Origin of the sequence: Ensifer sesbaniae, assembly GCF_013283665.1 — a bacterium.
Taxonomy (GTDB): Bacteria; Pseudomonadota; Alphaproteobacteria; order Rhizobiales; family Rhizobiaceae; genus Ensifer; species Ensifer sesbaniae.
In genome coordinates this window covers 3,046,285-3,071,376 of sequence record NZ_JABEKU010000001.1, presented here as the reverse complement: position 1 = coordinate 3,071,376, position 25,092 = coordinate 3,046,285, and the positions used below count along the sequence as shown (strand labels likewise).

Genomic DNA, 25,092 nt, shown 5'->3' with positions numbered 1-25,092 from the left:
TGCATATACCTTTTGGGGGCGCCAAACGCATTCGCCGGAACCGCATCCTTGCTGTTCCGGTGTCGTTCGGCGTCAAGAACCCCGCGTGAATTGGGAACTTGTGGGTTAAAGAAAGTCGTCAAGCGCCTATGCTATGCCGCCTAGTGCGGCGATGGGTGCGCTATACCTTCTTCACGGCTTTCAGAGGTTGCCGAGGGCGCGCTCACGCGGCGGCCGGAAGGTGACGCTGGGCACCATGTCGTTGGTTTGGACGAAAAAGTCAAGCTGCATCTTTTCGCAGGTGCGAAATGAGATCTACTCCAGCGCGAGTTCAAAACCGGCTTCCGCCGCTTCCTGTCCGTTGACGAGGATGACGATGCGGTGCGTGCCGGCATAGTAGCGGCGCGTCGTGATCGGCCGGATCGCATGGCGTTTCTCGATCTCGATCGAGCCGCCGGGCGCGAGCGTCGCCGATGTCCATTTGAAGACTTTGGGTGACGTCGAGCCATTCGCCTTGCGATGATGCACCGCGTAGTCGATCATCACCTTTTGGCTGGTTTTGGCCTGATGGCTGATCGCAAGGCGCAGGCCGAGGCTTTCGCCGCGCACGATTTCGGAGCGGTCGAGAGAGAGATGGGCATGGATGCGGCTCGGAGCGGCGAAGCCGAAATTCGAAAGCGCGGCCGAATGCCCCTGTTTCAGGAGCGTGCGCGAGGCGTGGCGCAGAAGCTGGCGGCGCTCCGGCGACGCATCGCCGATATGCTCGGCGACGAAGGCAGCCACCATGTCCGGGTGGTCCTTGGCGATGTCGTTGAGGCTGTTGGCGACCGACCGGCGCACATAGTCTTCGGGGTCGTCGAGGAGCGCCGTCAGGATCGGCAGGATCGGTTTCGGATCGCGGATGAGTTTCGGCAGACGCATTGCCCAGGGCAGGCGCGGCCGCGTACCTTCGCTCGCCAGCCGCCGGACGTGATGGTTGGCGTCGCCGGACCAGGTCCGGATCGTTGCCAGTGCGCGATCCTGGTCGTGATCGATGAAGACGCGAATGCCGAACTCGCCGGTGAAATGCGGCGTTAGGGCGCGCAGCAGCGATAGCGACAGGTCAAAGTCCCCGAGACCGCGCAGGGCGACAAACTGGCTGACGGGCAGGAGCGCCCAGCCGTCGATACCGGGAACGCCATCCCGGGGCAGGCAAGCCGCGAGAATCTCGGCGGCTTCGGCAAACGGCTGCGGCAAGGTCTCGACGAGCGCGTCGCGGATCTTGAGCGAACGCTGCATCAGTTCCAGCGCTTCGAGACCGTCGCCTGCGAGCCGCAGGAATTTTTCCCGATCGAAGGCGTTGGTGTCGCGGGCGATCCGGTCGGCAATGTCCATGACGACCCCGGGGTGCAGCAGGTTCTTCAGCGGCTCGGCCATTGTCAGGCAGTCCTTCCCTCGTTTCTCTGGCCCCTCGTCTCTCTGGCCGCTCAGATCTTCTGGCCGTCGGTAAAATGCTGCACCAGCATGACCGCACTGATCGTTGCCGCATAAGGCGCAAACTCCGGATCGACCCGAACGCGCTCGCCGGCCGATCGGGCGGCCTCCAGCGTCTCCCATTCGACCAGATCTGCAAACATTCCCGACGTCTCGCACGAATCGACCGCGCGCCAGGAGATGAAGCCAGGATAGCGGGAAACGGCTTGCATCGCCCGGTGGCGCGTGGCTGTCGCCGCGGGTTTGTCGAGGACGATGCAAACGGCAAGCTCGAGGATGTGATCGCTGGTCATGTTCATGCTCCATGTCTGTTGGAGCTTGATTTAGCACAGGGCAACTGACAGCCTTATGGCCATAGTCGATGGTCGCATGCTTGTGCGTGTCGGGCGGCCGCTGTAGCCCTTCAAACGTGCGGCAAGATGGCGAAGGAGGCCACGCATGAGACCTGCCGACCGGCTCTTTCGCATCATCCAGCTCATGCGCGCCACCGGGCGGGCGATGACGGCGCGTGAGATCGCCGAGAAGATGGAGGTCGCTCAACGGACGATCTACCGCGACATGGAGCATCTGATCGCCTCGGGCGCTCCGATCGATGGCGAGCGCGGCGTCGGTTATCTGCTGCGCGGGGCCTTCGACGCGCCGCCGCTCGCCTTCACCTTCGAGCAGCTCGAAGCGCTCGCCTTCGGTGCCCGGGCCGTGCAGATGCTGGGCGACGGGCGGCTTGCCCAGTCGGCGCGCGAGGCGATGGAGAAGATCGCCCACGGTCTGCCTCCCGAACACCGCCAGCGGCTGACGGCGGCACCGCTTCGCGCCTTCCGCTCGGCACTCCAGCCGGAACCGCCGGCATTGCTCGGCGATCTCCGTCAGGCGATCGCCGAGAGGCGCAAGCTTCGGCTCGCCTATGACAGCCTCAAGGACGAGCACTCCGAGCGTACCGTCTGGCCGCTCGGCCTCAGCGTCTTCGGTCATAACTGGCTGCTGACCGGCTGGTGCGAGCTGAGGTCGGACTTCCGGGATTTCCGGGTCGACCGGATCAGTTCGCTTGAGGTCGAGCGCGAGCGCTACGAGGCGATGCCCGAGCGCAGCTTCGAAGCCTATCTTGCACGGATGTAGATGCAACCGCGGGCGCAAACAATTGGCGCGGAAGCGTGCCGCCGATGGAACCGAACCGAGCCTCGTGCGTTTCTTTAAAGGGCCTTTTCGGCCCAACACGATCCACAGCTTTCACTGGGAGACAATCGTGCAGAACCGGACATGGATATTGGTCGCGGACGGCAACACCGCGCGCATCGTCAAGGGCGTTAATCTCTTGAAAGAGTGCCGCCAGCGACCGGACGAGGAGACTTTTCACACCGAACCCAAGCGCGTGCAGGACATCATGGCCGACAAGCCGGGTCGGTCGCACACTTCGGTCGGATACGGCCGATCCGCAATGGAATACAAGAGCGATCCCGTTCGCGAGGAGCAGCAACGCTTCGTTGCCGACGTGGCTGAAAAACTGGAGAGCTACGCCGCCGACCATGCTTTCGACAGCCTGGTGATCTGCGCGGCTCCAAAGACGCTCGGCGATCTCAGGAAGCACCTCTCTGCGCACGTCCGGGAGCGGACGGTCGCCGAGATCGACCGCAATTGCGTCGCTGCAACCACCGAGCAACTGATCGCGACAGCGCGGGCCGCAGTGTTCCCCTAAGCCCGGCGAGGCTGCGCTTTCGCAACGTTCACTGCATCTCTTGGGGGCGTCCCGTCAGAAGTCCGTCGGGACGCCGCCTTCCGCCTTGCGCTTGGCGACGAAGGCATCGAGCTCCTCCTCGATCGCCGGGTCGAGGGGCGGACGCTCGTATTCGTTGAGCTTCTGCTTGAAGATCCGGTTGGCGTGGTCGTAGGTTGTCGGCCGTCCGGCTTCGGTCCAGGTCTCGAAATTGCGCCAGTCGGAAAGGATGGGCGAATAGAAGGCCGTTTCGTAGCGCTGCAGCGTGTGTAACGTACCGAAGTAGTGGCCACCGGGGCCGACGTCGCGCACGGCGTCGAGGCCGAGCGCATCCTCGCTGACATCGAGCGGCGCCAGATATTCCGCCACCATCTGCAGCATGTCGACGTCGAGGATGAACTTCTCGAAGGAGGCCGTGAGTCCGCCTTCGGTCCAGCCGGCGGCATGCATGACGAAATTGCCGCCCCCTTGCGTCAGCGCCCAGAGCGACATCGCCGACTCGTAGGCCGCCTGGGCATCGAGCGTATTGGCGGCATTGGTGTTCGAGGTGCGGTAGGGAATGTTGTATTTGCGCGCGAGCTGGCCGCCGGCGACCACCGCCTTCATATATTCGGGCGTGCCGAAGGCCGGCGCGCCGGTCTTCATGTCGACATTCGAGGTAAAGCCGCCATACATCACGGGCGCCCCGCGCCGGACCATTTGGGTGAAGGCGATGCCGCAGAGCGCTTCGGCATTCTGTTGCACCAGGGCGCCTGCGATCGTCACGGGGGCCATGGCGCCGGCCAGCGTAAAGGGCGTGACCACCACCACCTGATTGCGCGAGGACATCTCGATGATCCCTTGCAGCATCGGTCCGTCGAGGCGCAGCGGCGAGGAGGTGTTGATGATGGTGAAGAGCGACGGCTCGCGTTCCATCTGCTCCATGGAAATGCCGCGGCCGATGCGGGCGATCTCGATGCCGTCGGTGTTGCGCTGCCGCCCGAGCGAATAGACGTGGAAGACCTTGTCCGTCAGCTTCACCATGTCGGAGAGGCAGTCGAGGTGGCGCACGGATGCGTGCAGGTCCACGGGCTCGACGGGATAGCCGCCGGTCGTGTGGACGATGTCGTAGGACTGGGCGAGCTTCACCAGCTTGCGAAAGTCTTCGTGGTTGCCGGTGCGGCGACCGCCGTCACGATCGGCGACGAAAGGCGCGCTGGCGATCTGGGCGAAGACGAGATTGTTGCCGCCGATCGCGACGTTGCGCGCCGGGTTGCGGGCATGCATGGTGAAGGAGGAGGGGGCTGACGCGACCATCTCCATGATCAGGCCGCGGTCGAAGCGCACCCGGTCGGTGCCGGGCATCACGTCAGCGCCGGCAGCCTTCATCCGGTCACGCGCTTCCGGCAGGATGATGTCCATGCCGATCTCTTCGAGGATGGTCAGCGACGCGTCATGGATCGCCTCGAGCGCATCTTCCGAAAGGACCGTAGATTTGCTCAACATATTGACGAGATTGAGATATTTTCCGCCTGTTGACTTGCGGGCCCGTTCGGCCCCGCGGCCGCCCGGCCTGCGTCGCCGCTCCAGCGGCGTCGAAGCCGCATCGCCGGTTGCTGCATCGGGAAACTGATCGTTGTTCATGATGGTCCCACCGCGTTGCCGATGGGTGTGTGTCGCAGATTCTCGGTGGCGATGGCCCGCCATTTGCGACAGTTCAGTTCTCTCGTGGAGTAAATCGTTCCCGCTGACGCATTTTCGCAGTCCAATGGCGCAACCGTTCAAGACGGGTCGAAATCGGGGGGTAAGGCGATTTAGGGGCGGTCGCCCCGCAGCATCTCGCGCTTGCCGGCAAAACCCTTGCGCTTTTCAACGACGAAGCCGGCGGCCTGGAGATTGCGGCGGACGAAGCCGGCGGCCGCGTAAGTCGCGAAGCTGCCGCCTGATGCCGTCTTTTCGAAGACGAGCCGCATCAGCTCTTCCGACCACATGTCGGGATTGCGCGAGGGGGCGAAGCCGTCGAGATACCAGGCGTTGAACCGGTCTTCAGCCCGGGCAACGCCCTCGAGCGCCGGGCCGCAGACGACGGTGAGGGTGACACCGTCGCCAAAGTCGATGTGGACGTCACCGTCGGGGCTTGCCGGCCAGCGGGAGACCAGGGCCTGCCGTTCCGCGTCGATCTCCGGCCAATGGCTCAACGCGCGGGAAATCTCGTCGGCGGCCATGGGAAATCGCTCGAACGAGACGAAATGCAGGCGGTCGCCGGCGCTCGCGGTCATTTTCCACTGGCGCCATGTCTCGCAGAAATTGAGCCCGGTGCCGAAGCCCAGTTCGCCGATGCGGAACGTGCCCGCGCCGACCCAGCGATGCGGCAGGCCGTTGCCGGAAAGGAAGACGTGGCCGCATTCCAGCCGGCCATCGGTACGGCAATAAAAGTGATCGCCAAACTCCCGGGAATAGGGCATATCGCCCTCGTGCCAATCGAGGTTTTGGTGCGCCGGGGGCTCGAACGGGTCTGCGGGTCCTGTCATGGCGAAGGCGATAATCCGCCGGCCGGAGAAGGTCAATCGATGAGCGAGCTTTTGGTCGTCGGCGGCGGCATCATGGGGCTGTGGGCCGCCCTTTCCGCGGCGCGCAAGGGCATGGAGGTGCGGCTCGTCGAGCAGCAGGCGATCGGCGCCGGCGCGAGCGGCGGCCTGCTGGGCGCGCTCATGCCGCATATGCCCGACCGCTGGAACGCCAAGAAGCAATTCCAGTTCGATGCGCTGGTGTCGCTCGAGGAGGAGATCGCGCAGCTCGAAGCAGAAGCCGGGATGTCGACCGGCTATCGGCGCACCGGGCGGCTGATGCCGCTCGCCAAGCCGCATCTGCGCGACATCGCGCTCCGGCACGAGCAGGACGCGCGAAAGCAATGGCGCGCGGGCGACCGGCAATTCTTCTGGCATGTCCAGGAGAATGGACCGGGGGGTTGGCCGACCGGGGAGGCAACGACGCACGGCGTCGTTTTCGATACGCTGGCCGCGCGGGTGTCACCGCGTCGAACGCTGTCGACCCTGCGCGCCGCCCTGTTGCAGTTCTCCAATGTTCAGATCGAGGAAGGCTCAGGCGTGCGTGCCATTCTCCCGGCGCACGGCCGGATCGAGCTCGACGATGGCGGTCGACACAGCTTCGACCATTGCATCATCGCTGCCGGCATCGGCAGTTTCCCGTTGATCGATGCGGTGTCAGGCCCGCTGAAAACGACGAGCGGCACGGCCGTCAAGGGACAGGCCGCGCTCTTGCGGGCAGAGGTGGACCCCGCCTTGCCGGTCATCTTCACCGACGGAGTCTATATCATCGCCCACGACGACGGCCATGTGGCGGTGGGCAGCACCAGCGAAAACAGCTTTGCCGATCCATTGTCCACGGACGAACAGCTCGACGATCTGTTGCGGCGCGCCATCCTCCTAGCGCCGCGTCTGGCGGATGCCCAGGTGGTCGAGCGCTGGGCAGGGCTCAGGCCAAAGTCAGCGGGGCGCGAACCCATCGTCGGCCGGCATCCTGATCATTCGAACATTTCCGTGCTGACCGGCGGCTTCAAGGTCAGCTTCGGCATCGCGCACCGCCTCGCGCGATTTGTCGTCGACGAGATCGCCGGCATTCCGACGATCGACATTCCCGAATCCTTCCTGAGCCGGAATCACTTGGAGGCGCTGCGCGAGGAGCATCTATAGGGCTGGATCGAGGAGGGGCTCCGCCCGCCGGCGGACGCCCGTTCGGACAATCGAAAATCCGACCTTACATCCAGTAGGGCACGCCGTAGTAGTCGGAGACGCGGCGGCCGTTTTCCCCGTTCCAGTCGTATTCCTCGTCGCCGCGATACTTCGGTGCGCGCTCCACCTGATCACGCGTCACGTCGGTGCGGTAGCCGCCGAGGTTTTCGTCATAGGTCAGCTTCGCCCAGGGCAGCGGATAGTGATCTTCGCCGATGCCGAGAAAGCCGCCGAAACCGAGCACGGCATAGGCCACGCGACCGCTGCGCTTTTCGATGATCACGCGCTCGATCGAGCCGATGTGCTTGTTGTCGGCGCCATAAACCTTCGTGCCTTCAACCTTGTCGCTCGCGATCAGGTCATGGGTTTCCTTGATTCCGGCGTCCTGCAGGCTTGCGTTGTAGTCGCTCACGCTTCTTCTCCATCCTTGATTGTTACCTTGAAGGAACGGCCCCTGGGCCGGATGGTTCCGATGTCTCGACGCAAACCGGTGGCGTCGGGCTGTTTTGCCCGGCCCACTTCGTCATTCTGTCACGCAAATCACCTAAGACGCGGCCAATGGATCATCATGAAGTAATCTCATGAGTTTGGGCGGGATGCGGGCGGAAATCGTACGTGTTTTCCTCATCCGCTCAAGGACAACCGGAGCCACCGATGCGCTACGCCATTTGTTTCACACCGCCGATGGCCGACCCGCTTTCCGCGGTTGCCGCAAGCTGGCTGGGGCGCAACGTCTATTCCGGCGAGCCGACGGAGCTGCCGTCGGTTGCCGGCCTGAGCTCTGCCGACATTGCCTACCACACGGCCGTGCCGCGCCGCTTCGGTTTCCATGCGATGATGATGTCGCCGTTCCGGCTGCACCCGGACATGACGGAATCGCAGCTCCTGAAGGCGCTCATGCACTTTGCCGGCGCGCAGACGCCGTTCGAAACCGACCGGCTGGAAGTCGCCCGCATCGGCCGGTGCCTCGGCCTGATGCCGCAGGTGCCGAGCACTGCCATGCACCTGCTGGCAGCCAATGTCGTGCAGGAGTTCAATGCCTTTCGCGCACCGCTCAGCGAAGACGAGATCGAGCGTTCCGATCCGGACCGGCTGACCGCGCCGCAATTCTCCAATCTGCACCGCTGGGGCGCTCCTCACGTCATGGACGAGTATCGCTTCCATATGCTGCTCACCGGCCCGCTCGCCCCGGACGCGCTGCGTCAGGTCGAGGCGCCGCTTCGCGACCTGTTCGAACCGCACCTGGCGACACCGCTTGCCATCGGCAGCCTCGCTCTCTTCGTCGAGCCGGAGACCGGCGCACCCCTGCGCGTGCATTCGCAGCACCCGCTCGGCAAGATCTCCACCAATGCGCGCACCGAACGCGCCAAACGTGTTGCCGCCGATCCCTCCCTTGGTCCAGGATCGATCCGGCCCTTGCCGCTCATCGTTGCGGCATTGATGGCGCAGCGTTAACAAGAGCGCGGTTCCCCATCTTCCTCTCCCTCCGACATCGCTGCCCGGCGCTCCCCACGGGTGGATTTCGGTATCGACAATCCGGCCGGCGGTGATACCGTTCTGGAAAAATCGAAGGGTGATTTCATGTCTGAGACGAAGTATCCACGCGACCTCGTTGGCTACGGCCGCAATCCGCCGAAGGCAAACTGGCCGGGCGATGCGCGCATTGCCGTGCAGTTCGTGCTGAACTACGAGGAGGGCGGCGAAAGCTGCATTCTCGATGGCGACCCGGCGTCTGAATGTCTGCTGTCCGAGATCGTCGGCGCACAGCCCTGGCACGGCCAGCGTAACCTCAACATGGAATCGATCTACGAATATGGCGCCCGTTCCGGCTTTTGGCGGCTGTGGCGCATGTTCACGAGCCGCAACGTGCCGCTGACCGTCTATGGCGTGACGCTTGCCATGGCGCGCAACCCGGAGGCGGTTGCGGCGATGAAAGAGGCCGGTTGGGAGATCGCCAGCCACGGCCTGCGCTGGCTGGAATACAAGGACTTCCCGGAAGAGGTCGAACGCGAGCATATCCGCGAGGTCGTGCGGCTGCATACGGAATTGACCGGCGAGCGCCCGCTCGGCATCTACCAGGGCAAGCCCTCGGCCAATACGCTGAAACTGGTGCTGGAAGAGGGTGGCTTTCTCTATTCCTGCGATTCCTACGCCGACGAGTTGCCCTATTGGGTGCCGGGTCTGCCGGCGGACAAGCCGCACCTGATCATTCCATATACGCTCGATGCCAACGACATGCGCTTTGCCACCAATCAGGGCTTCAACTCCGGCGACCAGTTCTTCACCTACCTCAAGGACACCTTCGACGTGCTCTACGAAGAGGGCCGCCAGGGCGATGCCAAGATGATGAACATCGGCCTGCATTGCCGGCTTGTCGGTCGCCCCGGCCGGGCCGCCGCGCTCGCCCGCTTCATCGATTACGTCATGTCGCACGACAAGGTCTGGGTGCCCAGGCGCATCGACATCGCCCGCCATTGGTACCAGCACCACAAGCCGGAAGGGGCGCTTTGATGTCCGACCGCGACGCCTTCGTCGCTCGATTCGGGGGGGTGTTCGAGCATTCGCCCTGGGTGGCCGAACGCGCCTTCGATCGCGCCGCGACGACGGGTCTGACGGCGGGCAACGTGCATTCGGCGCTCTGCCAGGCCTTTCGTGCGGCGCTGCCGCGCGAAAAGCTGGAGGTCTTGCGCGCCCATCCCGATCTTGCCGGCAAGCTGGCGATCGCGGGCAAGCTGACGGCGGACTCGACGGCGGAGCAAGCGTCTGCCGGCCTCGACCGGCTGACGCCCGAGGAGCATCAGCGCTTCACCGCGCTCAACGACGCCTATACACAGAAATTCGGATTTCCCTTCATCATCGCGGTGAAGGGGCTCACCAAGGGGCAGATTCTCGCCGCCTTCGAAAGCCGCATTGACAATTCGCCCGAAGAGGAATTTGAAACCGCTTGCGCGCAGGTGGAAAAAATCGCCCGCCTGCGGCTGCAGTCGATGCTTCCTGGAGACGAATATGCCTGACAAAACCGTTCGATACGCGCTCTCGCGCACTGGGGAGGCCGTCGAACTGGAACTGATATCCGCAAGCGCGGCCCCCTCTCATGAGGCCAAGGTCTGATGTCGCGCCTGCTTGAGATCGAGCCGCTGACGCGCGACGCCTTTGCACCCTTCGGAACCATCATCGAAGCGGATCCGGCGACGATGCGCCACATCAACGGCGGTAACACGGAACGCTTTCACGGGCTGGCGCGCGCCGATGTGGTCGGCGACGGCGCCAGTGTCATCATCAACATCTTCCGTGGCCAGCCGCGCGCGTTTCCCTATGCCGTGACCATGATGGAGCGCCATCCGCTCGGCAGCCAGAGCTTCTCGCCGCTCGACGACCGCCCCTGGCTCGTCGTTGTCGCCGAAGACGAGGACGGGCGCCCGGGCAGGCCGAGGGTATTCCAGGCGAGCGGTCGGCAGGGCGTCAACTATGGTCGCAATGTCTGGCATCATCCGCTGATGTCGGTCGGCGCCGTCAGCGATTTCCTAATCGTCGATCGCGAAGGGCCGGGCAACAATCTGGAAGAATATTTCTACGACGAGCCTTTTGTCATTCCGAGCCCAGTCTAGCGGGTTGGACGCCCGCATGCCGCGCCAGCAGAAAGAGGATGCCATGAGCAGCACCGGCCGCCTGACGACCCATGTTCTCGACACCGCACTCGGCAAGCCGGCCGAAGGTCTGCGCATCGATCTCTATTGGCTCGAAGGCGAGGAACGGCAACTGATCCGCACCGTTCACACCAACAGCGATGGGCGCGTGGACGGGCCGATGGTCGAAGGTGTCGGTTTCATGGCCGGCAATTACGAATTGGTCTTCCATGCGGGTGACTATCTGCGTCGCACCGGCGTGACGCTGCCGGAGCCGGCCTTCCTCGACCGCATCCCCTTGCGCTTCGGCATCGCCGATCCGGCCAGCCACTATCACGTGCCGCTGTTGCTCTCGCCCTATGGGTACTCGACCTATCGGGGAAGTTGAGGGCTTAACGCGCTTCCTGGCCGCTCGTCCGTTGCTTGGCGAGAGGCTCATCCCACTCTCCCTCATCCTCGCCCTTGTGGCGGGGATCCAGCGACCCGACGTCCGTCGGGTCGAAGAACCTCTTCAGCCCAAGGACTTGGGCTGGCTGGATCCCTGTGACAAGCACAGGGAAGAGGGAGGTCTGGGAAGTGGCTAGGGCACAGCGACCTGACGTCGCGCCCGCGTCTCAATCCGCCAGAATGCTGCGGTCGACGTCGTTGATATCGCGCTTGCCGCAGAGCGCCATGGTGATGTCCATCTCCTTGCGGATGATTTCCAGCGCCTTGGTCACGCCCTCCTTGCCCATGGCGCCGAGGCCGTAGAGGAAGGGGCGGCCGATATAGGTGCCCTTGGCGCCCATGGCGACGGCCCTCAGGACGTCCTGGCCGGAGCGGATGCCGCCGTCGATATGCACCTCGATCTGGTGACCGACCGCATCGACGATGCGCGGCAGCATGCTGATCGAGGAATGGGCGCCGTCGAGCTGGCGGCCGCCATGGTTGGAAACGATGATCGCGTCGGCGCCGGTCGCGGCCGCCATCTTGGCGTCTTCGGGGTCAAGAATACCCTTGAGGATCAGCGGCCCGCCCCAACGCTCCTTGATCCAGGCGACATCCTTCCAGGAGAGTTGCGGATCGAACTGTTCCGCCGTCCAGGCGCCGAGCGAAGAAAGGTCAGTGACGCTCTTTGCGTGGCCGACGATGTTGCGGAAGGTGCGGCGCTTGGTGCCGAGCATCTTCATGCACCAGCCGGGGCGCGTCGCCATCTGCCAGAGATGCTTGGGCGTCATTTTGGGCGGTGCCGAAAGGCCGTTGCGCAGGTCCTTGTGACGCTGGCCGAGGATCTGCAAGTCGAGCGTCAGCACCAGCGCCGAGCATTTCGCTGCCTTGGCGCGGTCGATCAGGTTCAGCACGAATTCGCGCTCGCGCATCACGTAGAGCTGGAACCAGAAGGGCTTGGTGGTGACCGAGGCGACGTCCTCGATCGAGCAGATGCTCATGGTCGAGAGCGTGAAGGGGACGCCGAAGGCTTCGGCCGCCTGGGCTGCCAGCATCTCTCCGTCGGCATGCTGCATGCCGGTGAGGCCGGTCGGGGCGAGCGCCACCGGCATCGAGACCTTCTGGCCGATCATCGTCGTTTCCAGCGACCGGTTGCTCATGTCGACCAGCACCCGCTGGCGCAGTTTCACCTTGGCGAAATCCTCCTCGTTGGCGCGATAGGTGCCTTCGGTCCAGGCGCCGCTGTCGGCATAGTCGAAGAAGAGCTTCGGCACGCGGCGCTTGGCAAGAGCCTTGAGGTCGTTGATTTCGAGGATTTGCGTCATGGAAACGGCCTTCATCAATGGACGACTGCCGAGCCATTATCATGTTTGCCGGAGGCTTGTTAATAGCCAGATCGCGGAGAGGTCAATTTTCTTGACCTCTCCGCACTTGGCGCGTCACGCGGCGGCGAGTGCCGATTTCGCCGGCTTGCCGGCGACATAGGTTTCGACGATCGCGCGGTCGTCGCCCATGGTCTGCAGCAGGAAGAGTTCGTCAGCCAGTGAATTGACCACTTCGGCCCGGAGCGCCATCGCCGGCGTCGCCGCCATGTCGAGCACGACGAAATCGGCGTCGGTTCCAGCTTCGAGCGTGCCGATCCTGTCGACGAGCGAGAGTGCCTCGGCGTTGCCGCGGGTCATCATGAAGAAGCTGTCGAAGGGGTTCAGCCGCTCGCCCTGCAACTGCAGGATCTTGTAGGCCTCGTCGAGCGTCTTCAGCATGGAATAGCTGGTGCCGCCGCCAATGTCGGAGGCGACCGAGGTGCGAACCGGCTTGTCGCGGCGGGTGAGTGCGCGCAGCGGAAAGAGACCGGAGCCGAGGAAGAGGTTGGAGGTCGGGCAGAAGACGGCGACGGAACCGGTTTCGCTCATCGCATCCGCCTCGCGCTCCGAGAGATGGATGCAATGGCCGAAGAGGCTTTTCGGCCCGAGCAGGCCATAGCGCGCGTAGACGTCGGTATAGTCCTTGGCTTCGGGATAGAGATCGCAGGTAAAGGTGATCTCGTCGCGGTTTTCCGAAAGATGGGTCTGGACGTGCAGGTCGGGGAACTCGTGCACGAGCGACCTGGCAACCTCCATCTGTTCCGGCGTCGAGGTGATGGCGAAACGCGGCGTGATCGCCACGTGGTTACGGCCCTTGCCGTGCCAGTCGCGGATCACCGCGCGGGTTTCGTCGTAGCTCATCTCAGGCGTATCGAGCAGCCCTTGCGGCGCGTTGCGGTCCATCATCACCTTGCCGGCGACCATGCGCATGTCGCGGCGGAGCGCCTCGGCGAAGAAGGCATCGGCGGAGGCCTTGTGCACCGAGCAATAGGCGGTTGCCGTCGTCGTTCCGTGCCGCACCATCTCATCGAAGAAGCGCGTCGCAATGCGTTCGGCATGGGCGGTTTCGACGAAGCGGCATTCCTCCGGGAAGGTGTAGGTGTTCAGCCACTCCAGCAGATTGGCGGCATAGGAGGCCATCACCTGCATTTGCGGGAAATGCAGGTGCGTGTCGATGAAACCGGGAACGATCAGGTGCGGGCGGTGATCGATTTCCGCCACGCCTTCCGGAGCGCCCGCCTTGATCGCGGCGTAGCCGCCGCTGGCAATGATCTGCCCACCTTCGACGAGCAGCGCGCCGTCGCTCTCGTAGTTATAGGCGGCGCTGTCGTCGATCGCCGTTGGCGCGCGATGGAAGCTTAAGAGTCGGCCGCGGATGAGGGTGGTTGTCATTGTGTCGTGCCTTCCTCGACGGCGCTTTCGAACCAAGCTGTCAGAAGCTGGCGCTCGTCCGTCGTCATGTCTGTTGCATTCCCGGGCGGCATCGCATGGCTGCGCCCGGCCTGGATATAGATTTCACGGGCATGGGCGGCAATCTCCGCATCGCTTTCCAGCACCACGCCGTTCGGTGCGCGGGTGATGCCCTCGTAAACCGGTTCGGCAGCATGGCACATGGAACAGCGGGTCGAGACCGTATCCTTGACGGCGGCGAAGTGGGCATTCTGAGCGAACAAGGCAAAAGCCGGCGCAACTTCCACCTTTTCCGCACCGGTCAGAACCTTCGGAACGGTCGAGAGCCACATGATCAGGATGAAGATGAGCGCGGTGACGAGCCAAGTCCAGGTCGGTTTGCCCTTGCGGGCGTGGGTGGTGTTGAACCAGTGGCGGATGGTGACGCCCATCAGGAAGACGAGCGCCGCGATGATCCAGTTGAACGCAGTCGCAAACGCCAGCGGATAGTGGTTCGACAGCATGAAGAAGATGACGGGAAGCGTCAGGTAGTTGTTGTGGAGCGAACGCTGCTTGGCTTGCGCTCCGAGCCTCGGATCCGGCGTGCGGCCGGCGATCAAATCCGCGACGACGATCTTCTGGTTGGGGATGATGATGAAGAACACGTTGGCCGACATGATCGTCGCGGTGAAGGCGCCAAGATGCAGGAAGGCGGCGCGGCCCGTGAAGATCTGGGTATAGCCCCAGGCCATGGCGACGAGCGCCACATAGAGCAGCGCCATCAGTCCCCAGGTGTTCCGGCCGACCGGCGATTTGCACAGGAGATCGTAGAACAGCCAGCCGACGCCGAGCGAGGCGAGCGAGATCAGGATCGCGGTCGTTGCGGAAATGTCGAGCACGTGGCGGTCGATCAGGAACAGATCGGCGCCGCCGTAATAGACGACACAGAGCATGGCGAAGCCCGAAAGCCACGTCATGTAGGATTCCCATTTGAACCAGGTGAGATGCTCGGGCATCGAGGCCGGCGCCACCAGGTATTTCTGGATGTGGTAGAAGCCGCCGCCATGGACCTGCCACTCCTCGCCATAGGCGCCAACGGGCAGGTGATCGCGCTTCATCAGGCCGAGGTCGAGCGCGATGAAATAGAAGGATGAGCCGATCCAGGCGATGGCCGTGATCACGTGCAGCCAGCGCACGGCAAAGGCCAGCCATTCCCAGGCAATGGCGAACTCGTACATTCAGATCCCCTTTTGTCTCCGCTCTAGATCACGTTTATGATTTTGGGTCGGATCGACCCAAAATCATAAACGTGATCGATTCTAATAAGTTAGAGCGAGATGCGGGCGGAAAACCGCACACACTTTTCCTAATCCCGCTCCAGCACTTTGATCCCAGAGCATCTTTCGGCTTTCAAGTCATTCCGACCTGAAAGGCGGATGCTCCAGCACCTTGCGCAAAAACAACGGAGGGGAAAAGGGGCTTGTGAACCCCTCAAGCCCTATTTGCTTGCAGGAACTGCGGCGGGCAGAGCTCGCCGAGGATCCAGTCGCGGAAGATCCGGATCTTCGGCGTGTTGCGGCGGGCGTGCGGATAGGCGAGCCAGTAGTCGCAACCGTCGCTGCAGCGCAGATCGAACGGCTGGTAGAGGCGGCCGAGCGCCACATCGTCCGGATAGAATTCCGGCGTCAGGATCGCGACCCCTTGGCCTGCGACGGCAGCGCGCGCCTCGAAGGATTGCGCGCCGAGCCGGCTGTGCGGCCGCCCTTCGAGATCCGGATCGTCGACCCCGGCCGCCTTGAACCACATCCGCCACCAGGGATCGCCGGCATCGATGATCCTGAGTTTCAGCAGGTCGCGCGGCTCGTGCACGCCGCCGATGGTTTCGGCAAGTGCCGGGCTCAGCATCGGGCTGAATTCCACGCGCATCAGCGGGTGTGTGTCGAGGCCGGGCCAGACGCCGGCGCCTGAGCGGATCGCGAGATCGGCCGGCTCCCGGGTGAAGTCGGTGAGCGAGTCGCTCGTCGTCAGCCGGACGGCAATATTGGGATGGGCGAGTTGGAAGCTGCCGATGTTGCGCGCAAGCCATTGCGAGGCGAAGGTCGGCGTCGAGCTGATCAGCAGCGCGCTGTCGATATCGCCGCGGGCGTTGGATACGGCTTCCTGCAGCATTTCGAAGGCTTCGGTCACACGCGGGGCCATGCGTTGGCCGACTTCCGTCAGCGAGATCTGGCGCGGGCGGCGCAGGAACAGCGGCTCGCCGACATTCTCCTCGATCAACTTGACCTGGTAGCTGACGGCCGTCTGGGTCATGCCCAGCTCTTCACCGGCCTTGGTGAAGCTGCCGAGTCTCGCGACCGCTTCGAAGACCCGCAGCGCATTCAGAGGAAACTGCTTCGACATCTTCATGGATAAGTTCTCTTGATGCATGCAGACGGATGTTCGATTGGATTTCGATCCTCCTCCACGGCATCCTCCAAGTCAACTTCCCAAGATGAACAGGTGCTGAGATGACTTGCGATACTTTCGAACGTACTGAAAGAAAACCATTTCTTTCCCTCGAGCCGGTCGCCCGGCTCACGGCCGCCCTGTTCGGCGGCCTCGTTGCCCCCAAGCCGATGCTGGATGTCAACGCGCTCTCCGATCACATGAAGAGAGACATGGGTTTCATGGATGTTCACAGCCCCCGCGGCGACGACGAGGAGGCGATGGCCAATGCTCGCCGACTGCTCAGCATCAATGAACTTCCGCGGCTCTAGAGGCCGTGCGTTCTGTTTCCAGAGCGTCTTTCCGCTTCCGGCGATTCCACTTGCAAGCGGGATGCCCGAAACACCGGATTGATGGCCGTCAGGCGCGCCGAAGGCGTTCGACGGCCATCAGCACACGCTCCGGTGTTGCCGGCGCGTCGAGCCGCGGGCATTCGCGGTAATCCGCGACACTGGCCACCGCCATCGACAGGGCTTCCAGTACCGAGATTGGCAGCATGAAAGGCGGCTCGCCCACCGCCTTGGAGCGACCAATGGTTTTCTCGACGTTGCTCGACCATTCGGCAAGCCTGACATTGAAGATCTTCGGCCGGTCGGAAGCGAGCGGGATCTTGTAGGTGGAGGGGGCGTGGGTGCGCAGCCGACCCTTGTCGTCCCACCACAGTTCTTCCGTCGTCAGCCAGCCCATACCCTGCACGAAACCGCCCTCGATCTGGCCGAGATCGATCGCCGGGTTGAGCGAGCGGCCGACATCGTGCAGCACGTCGACGCGATCGACCATGTACTCGCCGGTCAGCGTGTCGATCGAGACCTCCGAAACCGCGGCGCCATAGGCGAAATAGTAGAAGGGCGTGCCGCGGCCGGTGGCGCGATCCCAATGGATCTTCGGCGTCTTGTAGTAGCCGGCGGCCGAAAGCTGGATGCGGCCCATATAGGCCTGCTTGATGAAATCGGGGAAGGGCACCAGCTCCTCGCCGATCTTCACGTGGTTGGCCACGAAGCTGACATTGTCCGGCGTCGTCTGCCAGCGCTCGCAGGCGAAGCTCATCAGCCGCTCCTTGATCTGGCGTGCGGCGTCGAAGGCGGCCATGCCGTTGAGGTCGGAGCCGGAGGAAGCGGCGGTCGCCGACGTATTCGGCACCTTGCCCGTTGTCGTCGCGGTGATGCGGACGCGATCGAGATCGACCTGGAAACTGTCGGCGATCACCTGCGCCACCTTGATGTAGAGGCCCTGGCCCATCTCGGTGCCGCCATGGTTCAGGTGGATCGAACCGTCCTGATAGATATGCACCAGAGCGCCTGCTTGGTTGAAGGCGGTCATGGTGAAGGAGATGCCGAACTTCACCGGCGTCAACGCAATGCCCTTGCGGATGACGCGGCTCGTCCGGTTGAAGTCGAGGATTGCCCGGCGGCGCGCCTGATAGTCCGCACTCTCCTCGAGTTCGGCGACGATCTGCGCGATGATGTTGTCTTCGACCTGCTGGTGGTAGGGAGTGGTGTCGCGGCCGGAGCCCTTCTCGCCATAAAAGTTCAGCTTGCGGATCTCGAGCGGGTCCTTGCCGAGCTGATAGGCGATCTCTTCGATGATGCGCTCGCCGCCGAGCATGCCCTGCGGCCCACCGAAGCCGCGATAGGCAGTGTTCGACACCGTGTTGGTCTTCAGCGGTTGCGACGTGAGCTTCACATGCGGGTAGAAATAGGAGCTGTCCGCGTGGAACAGGGCCCGGTCGGTGACCGGTCCGGAGAGGTCAGACGAGTAGCCGCAGCGCGCCGCATAATTGGCATGGACGGCGTGGATGCGGCCCTCGTCGTCGTAGCCGACGTCATAGTCGACCAGGAAGTCGTGACGCTTGCCGGTTGCCGTCATGTCCTCGTCGCGGTCCGGGCGGAACTTGACGGCGCGTTTGAGCTTCTTCGCCGCAACGGCTGCAAGCACTGCAAACTGGTTCCCTTGTGTTTCCTTGCCGCCGAAGCCGCCGCCCATGCGGCGCACGTTCACCGTCACCGCGTTCGAGGGCACGCCGAGCACGTGCGAGACCATGTGCTGGATTTCGCTCGGATGCTGGGTCGAGGACCAGACGGTAACCTCGTCGTCCTCGCCGGGAATGGCGAGCGCGATATGGCCTTCGAGGTAGAAATGCTCCTGGCCGCCGATCCGCATGCTGCCTTTGAGCCGGTGTGGGGCCTTTTCCAACTCCGCCTCGGCGTCGCCGCGCTGCAGGATCAGCGGCTGCGTCACCAGGTCGCCGCCATGGGCGACAGCGTCGAGAATGTCGGTGACGTGCGGCAGGTCGCGGTAGGTGATCTTCGCCAGCCGCGCGGCCCGGCGGGCAATGTCGCGGGTCTCTGCAATCACGGCAAAGGCCGGCTGACCGTGGAACTGCACCAGCCCATCGGCGAGCACCGGCTCGTCGTGCCGGTGGCTGGGGCTGATGTCGTTGGAATGCGGCATGTCCTTGGCGGTCAACACCAAGACGACGCCGGGTACGGCGACGACGGCCGAGAGGTCCATGGCTATGATTTCCGCGTGCGCCCGGTCGGTCATGCCGAGCGCGCCATGCAGAGTGCCTGCCGGTTCGGGCATATCGTCGATATAATCGGCCGTGCCGGCCACATGCTTGTGGGCGCTGTCATGGCGCTGCGGCGCATGCATCTCGCCGCGGATCGCCTTGCGTTCCTCGAAGGTGGATTTGTCCATGGCTATCTCTCTCCCGTGGCGTAACGCACCAGTTGCGCAGGCTCGCCGCCGCTTTCCAGGAAGAAGCGCATCAACAGGTTCTTCGCCGCCAGCATGCGATAGTCGCTGGTGGCACGCCAGTCGGTGAGCGGCTGGTAGTCGGTCTCGAAGGCCGGCTGTGCCGCATGGATCGTTTCCTCGGTCCATGGCTTGCCGATCAGCGCCGATTCCACGGTCGTGGCGCGCTTCGGCGTGGCGGCCATGCCGCCGAAGGCGACACGGGCAGAGCGGACAACGCCATCTTCCACCGATAGGCGGAAGGCGCCGAGCAGGGCGGAGATGTCCTCGTCCCGGCGCTTGGAGACCTTGTAGGCGGCAAAGAGATCCCCGGCCGGCAAGCGCGGCACGAAAATGCTTTCGACGAATTCGCCCGGTTGGCGATCCTGCTTGCCATAGGCGATGAAGAAGAATTCGAGCGGCAGCGTGCGCCGGCCCTTGGTCGAGCGCAGCGTCACGGTGGCATCGAGCACGATCAAGGGCGGCGGGCTGTCGCCGATCGGCGAGCCGTTGGCGATGTTGCCGCCGATCGTGCCCATGTTGCGCACCTGCTCGCCGCCGATCCGGTTGATCAACGGGCCGAAGCCGGGATGGATCTTGGCGAGGGCCGAAAAGGCGGCGGTATAGGTGACGCCGGCACCGATCGTCAGGCCGGCTTCGGTCTCTTCGATGCGCTGCAGTTCGGCGATGCCATTGATGAAGATGACCGGGTTGATCGGCCGCATCTGCTTGGTCACCCAGAGGCCGACATCGGTGCAGCCGGCAGCGACCGTTGCCCCCGGATTGTCGGCGAGTGCGGCGGCCAGGCCGTCGCTGTCCGCCGGCACGATCAGACAGTTTTCGCCCTGGCGAATGGTGATGGTTTCGGCGGGTATCAGCGCCTTGAGCCTCGCGGTGACTGCTTCGCGCTCCCTGGTGATCGGATCGAAGACGGCGGAGGGCCGCGCCTTCGCGGCCGCTTCCGCGGCGCGCACGATCGGCTCGTAGCCAGTGCAGCGACAGAGATTGCCTTGCAGCGTCTTTTCGATATCGGAACGGCTCGGGTCGTCGTTCGCAAGCCAGAGGCCATAGAGCGACATGACGAAGCCGGGCGTGCAGAAGCCGCATTGCGAGCCGTGGAAATCGACCATCGCCTGCTGCACCGGATGCAGCGTGCCGTCCTTGCCGGCGAGATGCTCGACCGTGACCACATGCGTCGCCTGCAGCGAGCCGAGGAAGCGGATGCAGGCGTTGACGCTTTCATAGACGAGCGCATCGCCCGCGAGCCGCCCGACCAGCACGGTGCAGGCGCCGCAGTCACCCTCGGCGCAGCCTTCCTTGGTGCCGGTCAGCCGGCGCTCGAGCCGCAAATAGTCGAGCAGGGTCGTGGTCGGCGCGATATCCGAAAGCGAGACCTCGCGGTCGTTGAGGATGAAGCTGATCGTTCCATTCGACTGGGCCATGCCATTCATTCCCTGCGGCTGCATTACCTGAAATCACTTTGATTTTAGGTGGTTATGCAGAAAAGCAAAGGGCCGAAGAAACTTTTGCCTGCTCCAGGGGCGTGCCTATTGCGCCGTCCAGCCGCCGTCCATGGAAACATGGGTGCCGGTGATCTGGGCCGCGTCGTCGCCGGCGAGATAGACGGCGAGGGAGGCGACCTGTTCGACGGTGATGAACTTCTTGGTCGGCTGGCCCTTCAGCATCACGTCGTTGATCACCTGCTGCTCGGTGATGCCGCGGGTGCGCGCCTGATCCGGGATCTGCTTTTCGACGAGCGGCGTCAGCACGTAGCCGGGGCAGATCGAATTTACGGTGATGCCGTTTTCCGCGACTTCGAGCGCCACGGTCTTCGTCAGGCCGAGGACGCCGTGCTTGGCCGCGACATAGGCCGCCTTGAACGGCGAGGCGACGAGGCCATGGGCGGAGGCGATGTTGATGATGCGGCCCCAGCCTTTCGCCTTCATGCCGGGAATGGCGGCGCGGATCGTATGGAAGGAAGAGGAGAGGTTGATCGCAATGATGCGGTCCCATTGCTCGATCGGGAAATCCTCGACTTTCTCCACATATTGAATGCCGGCATTGTTGACGAGGATATCGACGCTGCCGAAGCGCTCGGCGGCCGTCGCGATCAGATCGGCGATCTCGGCCGGCTTCGTCATGTCGGCGCCATGATAGACGACTGTCCCGCTCGTCAGTGCGCCGACGTCGTCGGTCGCTTGTCTGATTTCATCGGGGCTGCCGAAGCCGTTCAACACGATGTTGGCGCCGCCCTTGGCGAAGGCCTTGGCGATCGCAAGCCCGATGCCGCTCGTAGAACCGGTGATGACCGCTGTTTTCGTCATTGCTGCTCTCTCCCTTTGCGGCGCCGCGGACTGCCCTTTGTTGCGGCGCAACAGCGCCAGCCTACGCGTAAAACCGCGGCGCTGACAATTGTGTTTTTTGCCCTCGGCCCCCAGACTTCGTGGCAAGATTGGCGAAGTGGATTGTTTGCGTTTTGTTTTCGTTTGACATTCGTTTTGCCATCGTATTGAAGTTTTCGAAATGACGTCCCGCCCTTGAGGAAGGGCGACGAATACATTTGGGTGCGGCCGGGGAGGGGCATATGGGCGGATATATTCTCGCGATCGATCAGGGTACGACCTCGAGCCGTGCGATCATCTTCGACGGTCGGCAGCGGGTCGTCGGTGCCGGGCAGAAGGAATTCAAGCAGCACTTCCCGAAATCCGGCTGGGTCGAGCACGATCCCGAGGAAATCTGGCAGACGGTCCTTTCGACGGTCCAGGAAGCGATCGCCAAGGCAGGTATAACCGCTGGCGACCTCTCGGGCATCGGCATCACCAACCAGCGCGAGACCGTCGTCGTCTGGGATCGCGAAACCGGCAACCCTATCCACAATGCGATCGTCTGGCAGGACCGCCGCACCGCCGCCTATTGCGACAAGCTCAAGAAGCAGGGGCTTGAAAAGACCTTCGCCAAGAAGACCGGCCTGTTGCTCGATCCCTATTTTTCCGGCACCAAGCTCAACTGGCTGCTGACCAATGTCGAGGGCGCGCAGGCGCGCGCGACCAGGGGCGAGCTCTGCTTCGGCACGATCGACACCTTCCTCATCTGGCGGCTGACCGGTGGCAAATCCTTCGCGACCGACGCCACCAATGCTTCGCGCACGCTTCTCTACAATATCGCCGAGAACGCCTGGGATGACGAGCTGCTGAAGATCCTCGAAGTGCCGCGCGCCATGCTGCCGGAGGTCAAGGACTGCGCTGCCGATTTCGGCGTCACCGATCCGGCGATCTTCGGCGCCGCTATTCCGATCCTCGGCGTTGCCGGCGACCAGCAGGCGGCGACGATCGGCCAGGCCTGCTTCAAGCCGGGCATGCTGAAATCCACCTATGGCACCGGTTGCTTCGCACTGCTCAACACCGGCAAGGACATGGTGCGCTCGAAGAACCGGCTGCTCACCACCATTGCCTACCGGCTCGACGGCGAGACGACCTATGCGCTGGAAGGTTCGATCTTCGTCGCCGGTGCTGCCGTGCAATGGCTGCGCGACGGTCTGAAGGTCATCAAGGCCGCACCCGATACCGGTACGCTCGCTGAAAGCGCCGATCCGACGCAGGAGGTCTATCTGGTCCCGGCCTTCACCGGTCTCGGCGCGCCGCACTGGGATCCGGATGCGCGCGGTGCGATCTTCGGCATGACCCGAAACACCGGCCCGGCCGAGTTTGCCCGCGCTGCGCTCGAGGCCGTCTGCTACCAGACGCGCGACCTGCTGGAGGCGATGCACAAGGACTGGCGCAGCAACGGCAAGGAAACGGTGCTGCGCGTCGATGGCGGCATGGTTGCGTCCGACTGGACGATGCAGCGGTTGTCCGATCTGCTCGACGCACCGGTCGATCGCCCCGTCATCCTCGAAACGACCGCGCTCGGCGTCGCCTGGCTCGCCGGCGGCCGCGCCGGCGTCTGGCCGAAACAGGAAGCGTTCGCCCAGTCCTGGGCGCGCGACCGTCGCTTTGAGCCGGCCATGGACGAGAAGACGCGCAAAGCCAAGCTTAGGGGATGGCGCAACGCCGTGAAGCGCACGCTGAACTAACAGCGCGGGCGAGACGCGGTTTTCAGCCGTAACATCCGGTTCTTCCGCCAATCATCCGACACAGGCTCCATTCATGTTCATCCGGGAAACACAGCGTTTCCCGGATGAACATTTGCTGCTCCTGCGCGCGGCAACTATCTGTTGTCACAACAGAAACAGGACGGGCATCATGGAACTCGGGCTTTACACTTTCGCGGATGTCGATCCGACTGCTGAAGAAAAGGGCAAAGAGGGGCAGCGCCGCCTCAAGAACCTTCTCGAAGAAATCGAGCTCGCCGATCAGGTCGGGCTCGACGTTTTCGGGCTCGGCGAACATCATCGCCCTGATTATGCGGCCTCCGTACCATCTGTCATTCTGGCTGCCGCCGCCGCCAAGACGAGGAATATCCGGCTGACCAGCGCCGTCACGGTGCTGAGTTCGGACGATCCCGTGCGCGTCTTCCAGCAGTTCTCGACCCTGGACCTGATCTCCAGTGGTCGCGCCGAGATCATGGCGGGGCGCGGGTCCTTCATCGAATCCTTCCCACTCTTCGGCCAGTCGCTCGACGACTACGACCAGCTTTTTGCCGAGAAGCTCGATCTCCTGATCGCGCTGCGCGACAGCGAGAAGGTCACGTGGTCGGGAGAGATGCGGCCGGCGATCCATGATCGCGGCGTCTACCCGCGGCCGCTGCAGGACCCGTTGCCGCTCTGGATCGCCGTTGGCGGCACGCCGCAATCGGTGGCGCGCGCCGGCGCGCTCGGCCTGCCGGTAGCGCTTGCGATCATCGGCGGCGAACCGCGCCGTTTCGCGCCACTCTTCGACCTCTACCGCGAGGCCGCGCGCCGCGCCGGCCAGGATCCGGCCAAACTGAAGACCAGCATCAACGTGCACGGCTTCATCGCCGACACGACCGATCTGGCTGCCGACCAGTTCTACGGGCCGCAGGCGGAAGTGATGAACCGCATCGGCCGCGAGCGCGGCTGGGGACCGACGAACCGGGCGCATTTCGACCAAGCGCGCGGCCCGAGCGGCAACCTCTTCCTCGGCGATCCGGAGACGGTGGCGGCGAAGATCGTCGAGAACTGGAAAGTCTTCCGCAACGATCGCTTCCTGCTGCAGATGGCGATCGGACCGATGCCGCACGACCAGATCATGCGCGGCATCGAACTCTACGGCACCAAGGTGGCACCGCTGGTGCGCCAGGCAATGGCGGAAGAGAAGGCGGCGGCGCCGGCCGTCTGACCTGCAACGCGGGGTTTCAGGACTCGATTGCCGGCCGTCCCGTTCGGCGCTGGCGTAACGTATGGCGACACGCTACATGTGGGCGCGAAAGCGAGACACGGATGACCCTGAACAACGAAGAAGATCTGCTGCGGCTGAAGGAAATCGGCCGCATCTGCGCCAATGCGCTGCAGGCAATGGGCGAGGCGCTCGAGCCCGGCATCACCACGGCGGAACTGGATGCGATCGGCCGCAAGGTGCTGGAAGAGGCCGGCGCACGCTCGGCGCCAGAGCTTTGCTACAATTTCCCCGGCGCCACCTGCATCAGCGTTAACGAGGAAATCGCCCACGGCATTCCCGGCAGCCGGGTGATCCAGGCGGGCGATCTCGTCAACATCGACGTCTCGGCCAAGAAGGATGGCATCTTCGCCGACACGGGCGCTTCCTTCCCGGTGCCGCCGGTCAGCGTCGCCATCGACAGGCTCTGCCGCGATGGCAAGCGGGCGATGTGGGTCGGCCTCAAACAAGTGCGTCCCGACCAGCCGCTGGCGGCCATCGGCAACGCGATCGGCGACTTCGCCCGCAAGAACCGCTATTCGCTCGTCACCAATCTCGCCAGCCACGGCATCGGCCGCTCGCTGCATGAAGAGCCGACCGAGATCGCCACCTGGCCGGACCCGCGCGAGCGCCGCCGGATGACCGACGGTATGGTCTTCACCGTCGAGCCCTTCCTGTCCATGGGTGCGCAATGGGCCGAAGGCGGCAATGACGACTGGACGCTCTACAGCGACCCGCGTGCGCCGACGGTGCAATACGAGCACACCGTCGTGGTCACGCGCGGCGGGCCGCTGGTGGTGACGCTGCCCGGCTAAAGCAACGCCAGGAAAAGTGCGAAGCGGTTTT

General features: G+C 63.7%; 24 protein-coding genes. 12 read left to right on the top strand and 12 right to left on the bottom strand.

Annotation, left to right across the window (positions count from 1 at the left end; translation table 11 throughout):
• Nucleotides 1–294 precede the first annotated feature (294 nt).
• Nucleotides 295–1,395 (bottom strand): DNA alkylation repair protein, encoded by a 1,101-nt coding sequence (locus tag BHMPCIPO_RS14945; RefSeq protein ID WP_173517483.1) that lies wholly within the window; start codon nt 1,393–1,395, stop codon nt 295–297.
• Between the two features lie 50 nt (nt 1,396–1,445).
• Nucleotides 1,446–1,745, bottom strand: coding sequence for a hypothetical protein (locus tag BHMPCIPO_RS14940; RefSeq protein WP_173517482.1), 300 nt, complete (start codon nt 1,743–1,745; stop codon nt 1,446–1,448).
• Nucleotides 1,746–1,890: 145 nt separating this feature from the next.
• On the opposite strand from BHMPCIPO_RS14940, the gene BHMPCIPO_RS14935 reads away from it, so the two are divergent.
• Together BHMPCIPO_RS14935 and BHMPCIPO_RS14930 are read left to right on the top strand one after the other, a co-directional pair.
• A complete protein-coding gene (locus BHMPCIPO_RS14935) occupies nt 1,891–2,565 on the top strand; it encodes a helix-turn-helix transcriptional regulator (protein ID WP_173517481.1) in 675 nt (224 codons plus the stop codon).
• A gap of 127 nt (nt 2,566–2,692) precedes the next feature.
• Entirely contained in the window at nt 2,693–3,142 is a 450-nt protein-coding gene (locus BHMPCIPO_RS14930; protein ID WP_173517480.1) for a host attachment protein, read from the top strand.
• A gap of 54 nt (nt 3,143–3,196) precedes the next feature.
• On the opposite strand, the gene BHMPCIPO_RS14925 is transcribed toward BHMPCIPO_RS14930, so the two are convergent.
• On the bottom strand, nt 3,197–4,783 hold the full coding sequence (locus BHMPCIPO_RS14925) for a trimethylamine methyltransferase family protein (RefSeq protein WP_173517479.1): 1,587 nt from the start codon (nt 4,781–4,783) through the stop codon (nt 3,197–3,199).
• 170 nt (nt 4,784–4,953) lie between these two features.
• Nucleotides 4,954–5,670: a tRNA (5-methylaminomethyl-2-thiouridine)(34)-methyltransferase MnmC2 gene (mnmC2, locus tag BHMPCIPO_RS14920; RefSeq protein WP_173517478.1), complete on the bottom strand. Its 717-nt coding sequence runs from the start codon at nt 5,668–5,670 to the stop codon at nt 4,954–4,956.
• A 39-nt stretch (nt 5,671–5,709) separates the two neighbouring features.
• Here mnmC2 and BHMPCIPO_RS14915 point away from each other — a divergent pair, with 39 nt between their 5' ends.
• A complete protein-coding gene (locus tag BHMPCIPO_RS14915; RefSeq protein WP_173517477.1) occupies nt 5,710–6,852 on the top strand; it encodes an NAD(P)/FAD-dependent oxidoreductase in 1,143 nt (380 codons plus the stop codon).
• Nucleotides 6,853–6,916: 64 nt separating this feature from the next.
• Here BHMPCIPO_RS14915 and BHMPCIPO_RS14910 read toward each other — a convergent pair whose 3' ends face one another.
• The gene (locus tag BHMPCIPO_RS14910) at nt 6,917–7,303 is read right to left on the bottom strand and encodes a PRC-barrel domain-containing protein (RefSeq protein WP_173517476.1); all 387 of its coding nucleotides are present in this window, start codon (nt 7,301–7,303) and stop codon (nt 6,917–6,919) included.
• Between the two features lie 242 nt (nt 7,304–7,545).
• Between BHMPCIPO_RS14910 and BHMPCIPO_RS14905 the strand changes: the two genes are divergently transcribed.
• The 5 genes from BHMPCIPO_RS14905 (at nt 7,546) to uraH (ending at nt 10,905) form a co-directional block, all read left to right on the top strand.
• Nucleotides 7,546–8,346 carry a DUF1045 domain-containing protein gene (locus tag BHMPCIPO_RS14905; protein ID WP_173517475.1) on the top strand — a complete coding sequence of 267 codons (801 nt, stop codon included), beginning with the start codon at nt 7,546–7,548 and terminating at the stop codon, nt 8,344–8,346.
• 126 nt (nt 8,347–8,472) lie between these two features.
• Nucleotides 8,473–9,402, top strand: a complete 930-nt coding sequence (gene puuE, locus BHMPCIPO_RS14900) for an allantoinase PuuE (protein ID WP_173517474.1) — start codon at nt 8,473–8,475, stop codon at nt 9,400–9,402.
• Complete coding sequence (gene uraD, locus BHMPCIPO_RS14895) at nt 9,402–9,905, top strand: 2-oxo-4-hydroxy-4-carboxy-5-ureidoimidazoline decarboxylase (RefSeq protein ID WP_173517473.1); 504 nt, start codon at nt 9,402–9,404, stop codon at nt 9,903–9,905. Before puuE ends, uraD begins: the two co-directional genes overlap by 1 nt.
• A 96-nt stretch (nt 9,906–10,001) precedes the next feature.
• The gene (locus BHMPCIPO_RS14890; RefSeq protein ID WP_173517472.1) at nt 10,002–10,499 is read left to right on the top strand and encodes an ureidoglycolate lyase; all 498 of its coding nucleotides are present in this window, start codon (nt 10,002–10,004) and stop codon (nt 10,497–10,499) included.
• Nucleotides 10,500–10,542: 43 nt separating this feature from the next.
• A complete protein-coding gene (gene uraH, locus BHMPCIPO_RS14885; RefSeq protein ID WP_173517471.1) occupies nt 10,543–10,905 on the top strand; it encodes a hydroxyisourate hydrolase in 363 nt (120 codons plus the stop codon).
• A 226-nt stretch (nt 10,906–11,131) separates the two neighbouring features.
• Here uraH and BHMPCIPO_RS14880 read toward each other — a convergent pair whose 3' ends face one another.
• The 4 genes from BHMPCIPO_RS14880 to BHMPCIPO_RS14865 form a co-directional block, all read right to left on the bottom strand.
• Nucleotides 11,132–12,268: an alpha-hydroxy acid oxidase gene (locus tag BHMPCIPO_RS14880; protein ID WP_173517470.1), complete on the bottom strand. Its 1,137-nt coding sequence runs from the start codon at nt 12,266–12,268 to the stop codon at nt 11,132–11,134.
• Between the two features lie 114 nt (nt 12,269–12,382).
• Nucleotides 12,383–13,699: a guanine deaminase gene (guaD, locus tag BHMPCIPO_RS14875; RefSeq protein WP_173517469.1), complete on the bottom strand. Its 1,317-nt coding sequence runs from the start codon at nt 13,697–13,699 to the stop codon at nt 12,383–12,385.
• A complete protein-coding gene (puuD, locus tag BHMPCIPO_RS14870) occupies nt 13,696–14,934 on the bottom strand; it encodes a urate hydroxylase PuuD (RefSeq protein ID WP_173517468.1) in 1,239 nt (412 codons plus the stop codon). The genes guaD and puuD overlap by 4 nt, the downstream gene beginning before the upstream one ends.
• Nucleotides 14,935–15,187: 253 nt before the next feature.
• Entirely contained in the window at nt 15,188–16,102 is a 915-nt protein-coding gene (locus BHMPCIPO_RS14865; protein WP_173517467.1) for a LysR substrate-binding domain-containing protein, read from the bottom strand.
• Nucleotides 16,103–16,203: 101 nt separating this feature from the next.
• Between BHMPCIPO_RS14865 and BHMPCIPO_RS14860 the strand changes: the two genes are divergently transcribed.
• Complete coding sequence (locus BHMPCIPO_RS14860) at nt 16,204–16,452, top strand: hypothetical protein (RefSeq protein WP_173514885.1); 249 nt, start codon at nt 16,204–16,206, stop codon at nt 16,450–16,452.
• Between the two features lie 88 nt (nt 16,453–16,540).
• Here BHMPCIPO_RS14860 and xdhB read toward each other — a convergent pair whose 3' ends face one another.
• The 3 genes from xdhB to BHMPCIPO_RS14845 all read right to left on the bottom strand — a co-directional run bounded on the left by xdhB (nt 16,541) and on the right by BHMPCIPO_RS14845 (nt 21,237).
• Nucleotides 16,541–18,877 (bottom strand): xanthine dehydrogenase molybdopterin binding subunit, encoded by a 2,337-nt coding sequence (xdhB, locus tag BHMPCIPO_RS14855; RefSeq protein WP_173517466.1) that lies wholly within the window; start codon nt 18,875–18,877, stop codon nt 16,541–16,543.
• 2 nt (nt 18,878–18,879) lie between these two features.
• On the bottom strand, nt 18,880–20,355 hold the full coding sequence (gene xdhA, locus BHMPCIPO_RS14850) for a xanthine dehydrogenase small subunit (protein ID WP_173517465.1): 1,476 nt from the start codon (nt 20,353–20,355) through the stop codon (nt 18,880–18,882).
• Between the two features lie 105 nt (nt 20,356–20,460).
• Entirely contained in the window at nt 20,461–21,237 is a 777-nt protein-coding gene (locus BHMPCIPO_RS14845) for a 3-hydroxybutyrate dehydrogenase (RefSeq protein WP_173517464.1), read from the bottom strand.
• 260 nt (nt 21,238–21,497) lie between these two features.
• On the opposite strand from BHMPCIPO_RS14845, the gene glpK reads away from it, so the two are divergent.
• The 3 genes from glpK (at nt 21,498) to map (ending at nt 25,061) form a co-directional block, all read left to right on the top strand.
• Nucleotides 21,498–22,985, top strand: a complete 1,488-nt coding sequence (glpK, locus tag BHMPCIPO_RS14840) for a glycerol kinase GlpK (RefSeq protein WP_173517463.1) — start codon at nt 21,498–21,500, stop codon at nt 22,983–22,985.
• A 169-nt stretch (nt 22,986–23,154) separates the two neighbouring features.
• A complete protein-coding gene (locus BHMPCIPO_RS14835) occupies nt 23,155–24,210 on the top strand; it encodes an LLM class flavin-dependent oxidoreductase (protein WP_173517462.1) in 1,056 nt (351 codons plus the stop codon).
• Nucleotides 24,211–24,311: 101 nt separating this feature from the next.
• On the top strand, nt 24,312–25,061 hold the full coding sequence (gene map / locus BHMPCIPO_RS14830; RefSeq protein WP_173517461.1) for a type I methionyl aminopeptidase: 750 nt from the start codon (nt 24,312–24,314) through the stop codon (nt 25,059–25,061).
• Nucleotides 25,062–25,092: the final 31 nt, after the last annotated feature.

Bases quoted from the DNA above. Each gene is read 5' to 3' on its own strand.
- BHMPCIPO_RS14945 (WP_173517483.1), bottom strand. From the start codon at position 1,395: ATGGCCGAGCCGCTGAAGAACCTGCTGCACCCCGGGGTCGTCATGGAC.
- BHMPCIPO_RS14940 (WP_173517482.1), bottom strand. From the start codon at position 1,745: ATGACCAGCGATCACATCCTCGAGCTTGCCGTTTGCATCGTCCTCGAC.
- BHMPCIPO_RS14935 (WP_173517481.1), top strand. From the start codon at position 1,891: ATGAGACCTGCCGACCGGCTCTTTCGCATCATCCAGCTCATGCGCGCC.
- BHMPCIPO_RS14925 (WP_173517479.1), bottom strand. From the start codon at position 4,783: ATGAACAACGATCAGTTTCCCGATGCAGCAACCGGCGATGCGGCTTCG.
- mnmC2 (WP_173517478.1), bottom strand. From the start codon at position 5,670: ATGACAGGACCCGCAGACCCGTTCGAGCCCCCGGCGCACCAAAACCTC.
- BHMPCIPO_RS14915 (WP_173517477.1), top strand. From the start codon at position 5,710: ATGAGCGAGCTTTTGGTCGTCGGCGGCGGCATCATGGGGCTGTGGGCC.
- BHMPCIPO_RS14905 (WP_173517475.1), top strand. From the start codon at position 7,546: ATGCGCTACGCCATTTGTTTCACACCGCCGATGGCCGACCCGCTTTCC.
- puuE (WP_173517474.1), top strand. From the start codon at position 8,473: ATGTCTGAGACGAAGTATCCACGCGACCTCGTTGGCTACGGCCGCAAT.
- uraD (WP_173517473.1), top strand. From the start codon at position 9,402: ATGTCCGACCGCGACGCCTTCGTCGCTCGATTCGGGGGGGTGTTCGAG.
- BHMPCIPO_RS14890 (WP_173517472.1), top strand. From the start codon at position 10,002: ATGTCGCGCCTGCTTGAGATCGAGCCGCTGACGCGCGACGCCTTTGCA.
- uraH (WP_173517471.1), top strand. From the start codon at position 10,543: ATGAGCAGCACCGGCCGCCTGACGACCCATGTTCTCGACACCGCACTC.
- BHMPCIPO_RS14880 (WP_173517470.1), bottom strand. From the start codon at position 12,268: ATGACGCAAATCCTCGAAATCAACGACCTCAAGGCTCTTGCCAAGCGC.
- guaD (WP_173517469.1), bottom strand. From the start codon at position 13,699: ATGACAACCACCCTCATCCGCGGCCGACTCTTAAGCTTCCATCGCGCG.
- puuD (WP_173517468.1), bottom strand. From the start codon at position 14,934: ATGTACGAGTTCGCCATTGCCTGGGAATGGCTGGCCTTTGCCGTGCGC.
- BHMPCIPO_RS14865 (WP_173517467.1), bottom strand. From the start codon at position 16,102: ATGAAGATGTCGAAGCAGTTTCCTCTGAATGCGCTGCGGGTCTTCGAA.
- BHMPCIPO_RS14860 (WP_173514885.1), top strand. From the start codon at position 16,204: ATGACTTGCGATACTTTCGAACGTACTGAAAGAAAACCATTTCTTTCC.
- xdhB (WP_173517466.1), bottom strand. From the start codon at position 18,877: ATGGACAAATCCACCTTCGAGGAACGCAAGGCGATCCGCGGCGAGATG.
- xdhA (WP_173517465.1), bottom strand. From the start codon at position 20,355: ATGGCCCAGTCGAATGGAACGATCAGCTTCATCCTCAACGACCGCGAG.
- BHMPCIPO_RS14845 (WP_173517464.1), bottom strand. From the start codon at position 21,237: ATGACGAAAACAGCGGTCATCACCGGTTCTACGAGCGGCATCGGGCTT.
- glpK (WP_173517463.1), top strand. From the start codon at position 21,498: ATGGGCGGATATATTCTCGCGATCGATCAGGGTACGACCTCGAGCCGT.
- BHMPCIPO_RS14835 (WP_173517462.1), top strand. From the start codon at position 23,155: ATGGAACTCGGGCTTTACACTTTCGCGGATGTCGATCCGACTGCTGAA.
- map (WP_173517461.1), top strand. From the start codon at position 24,312: ATGACCCTGAACAACGAAGAAGATCTGCTGCGGCTGAAGGAAATCGGC.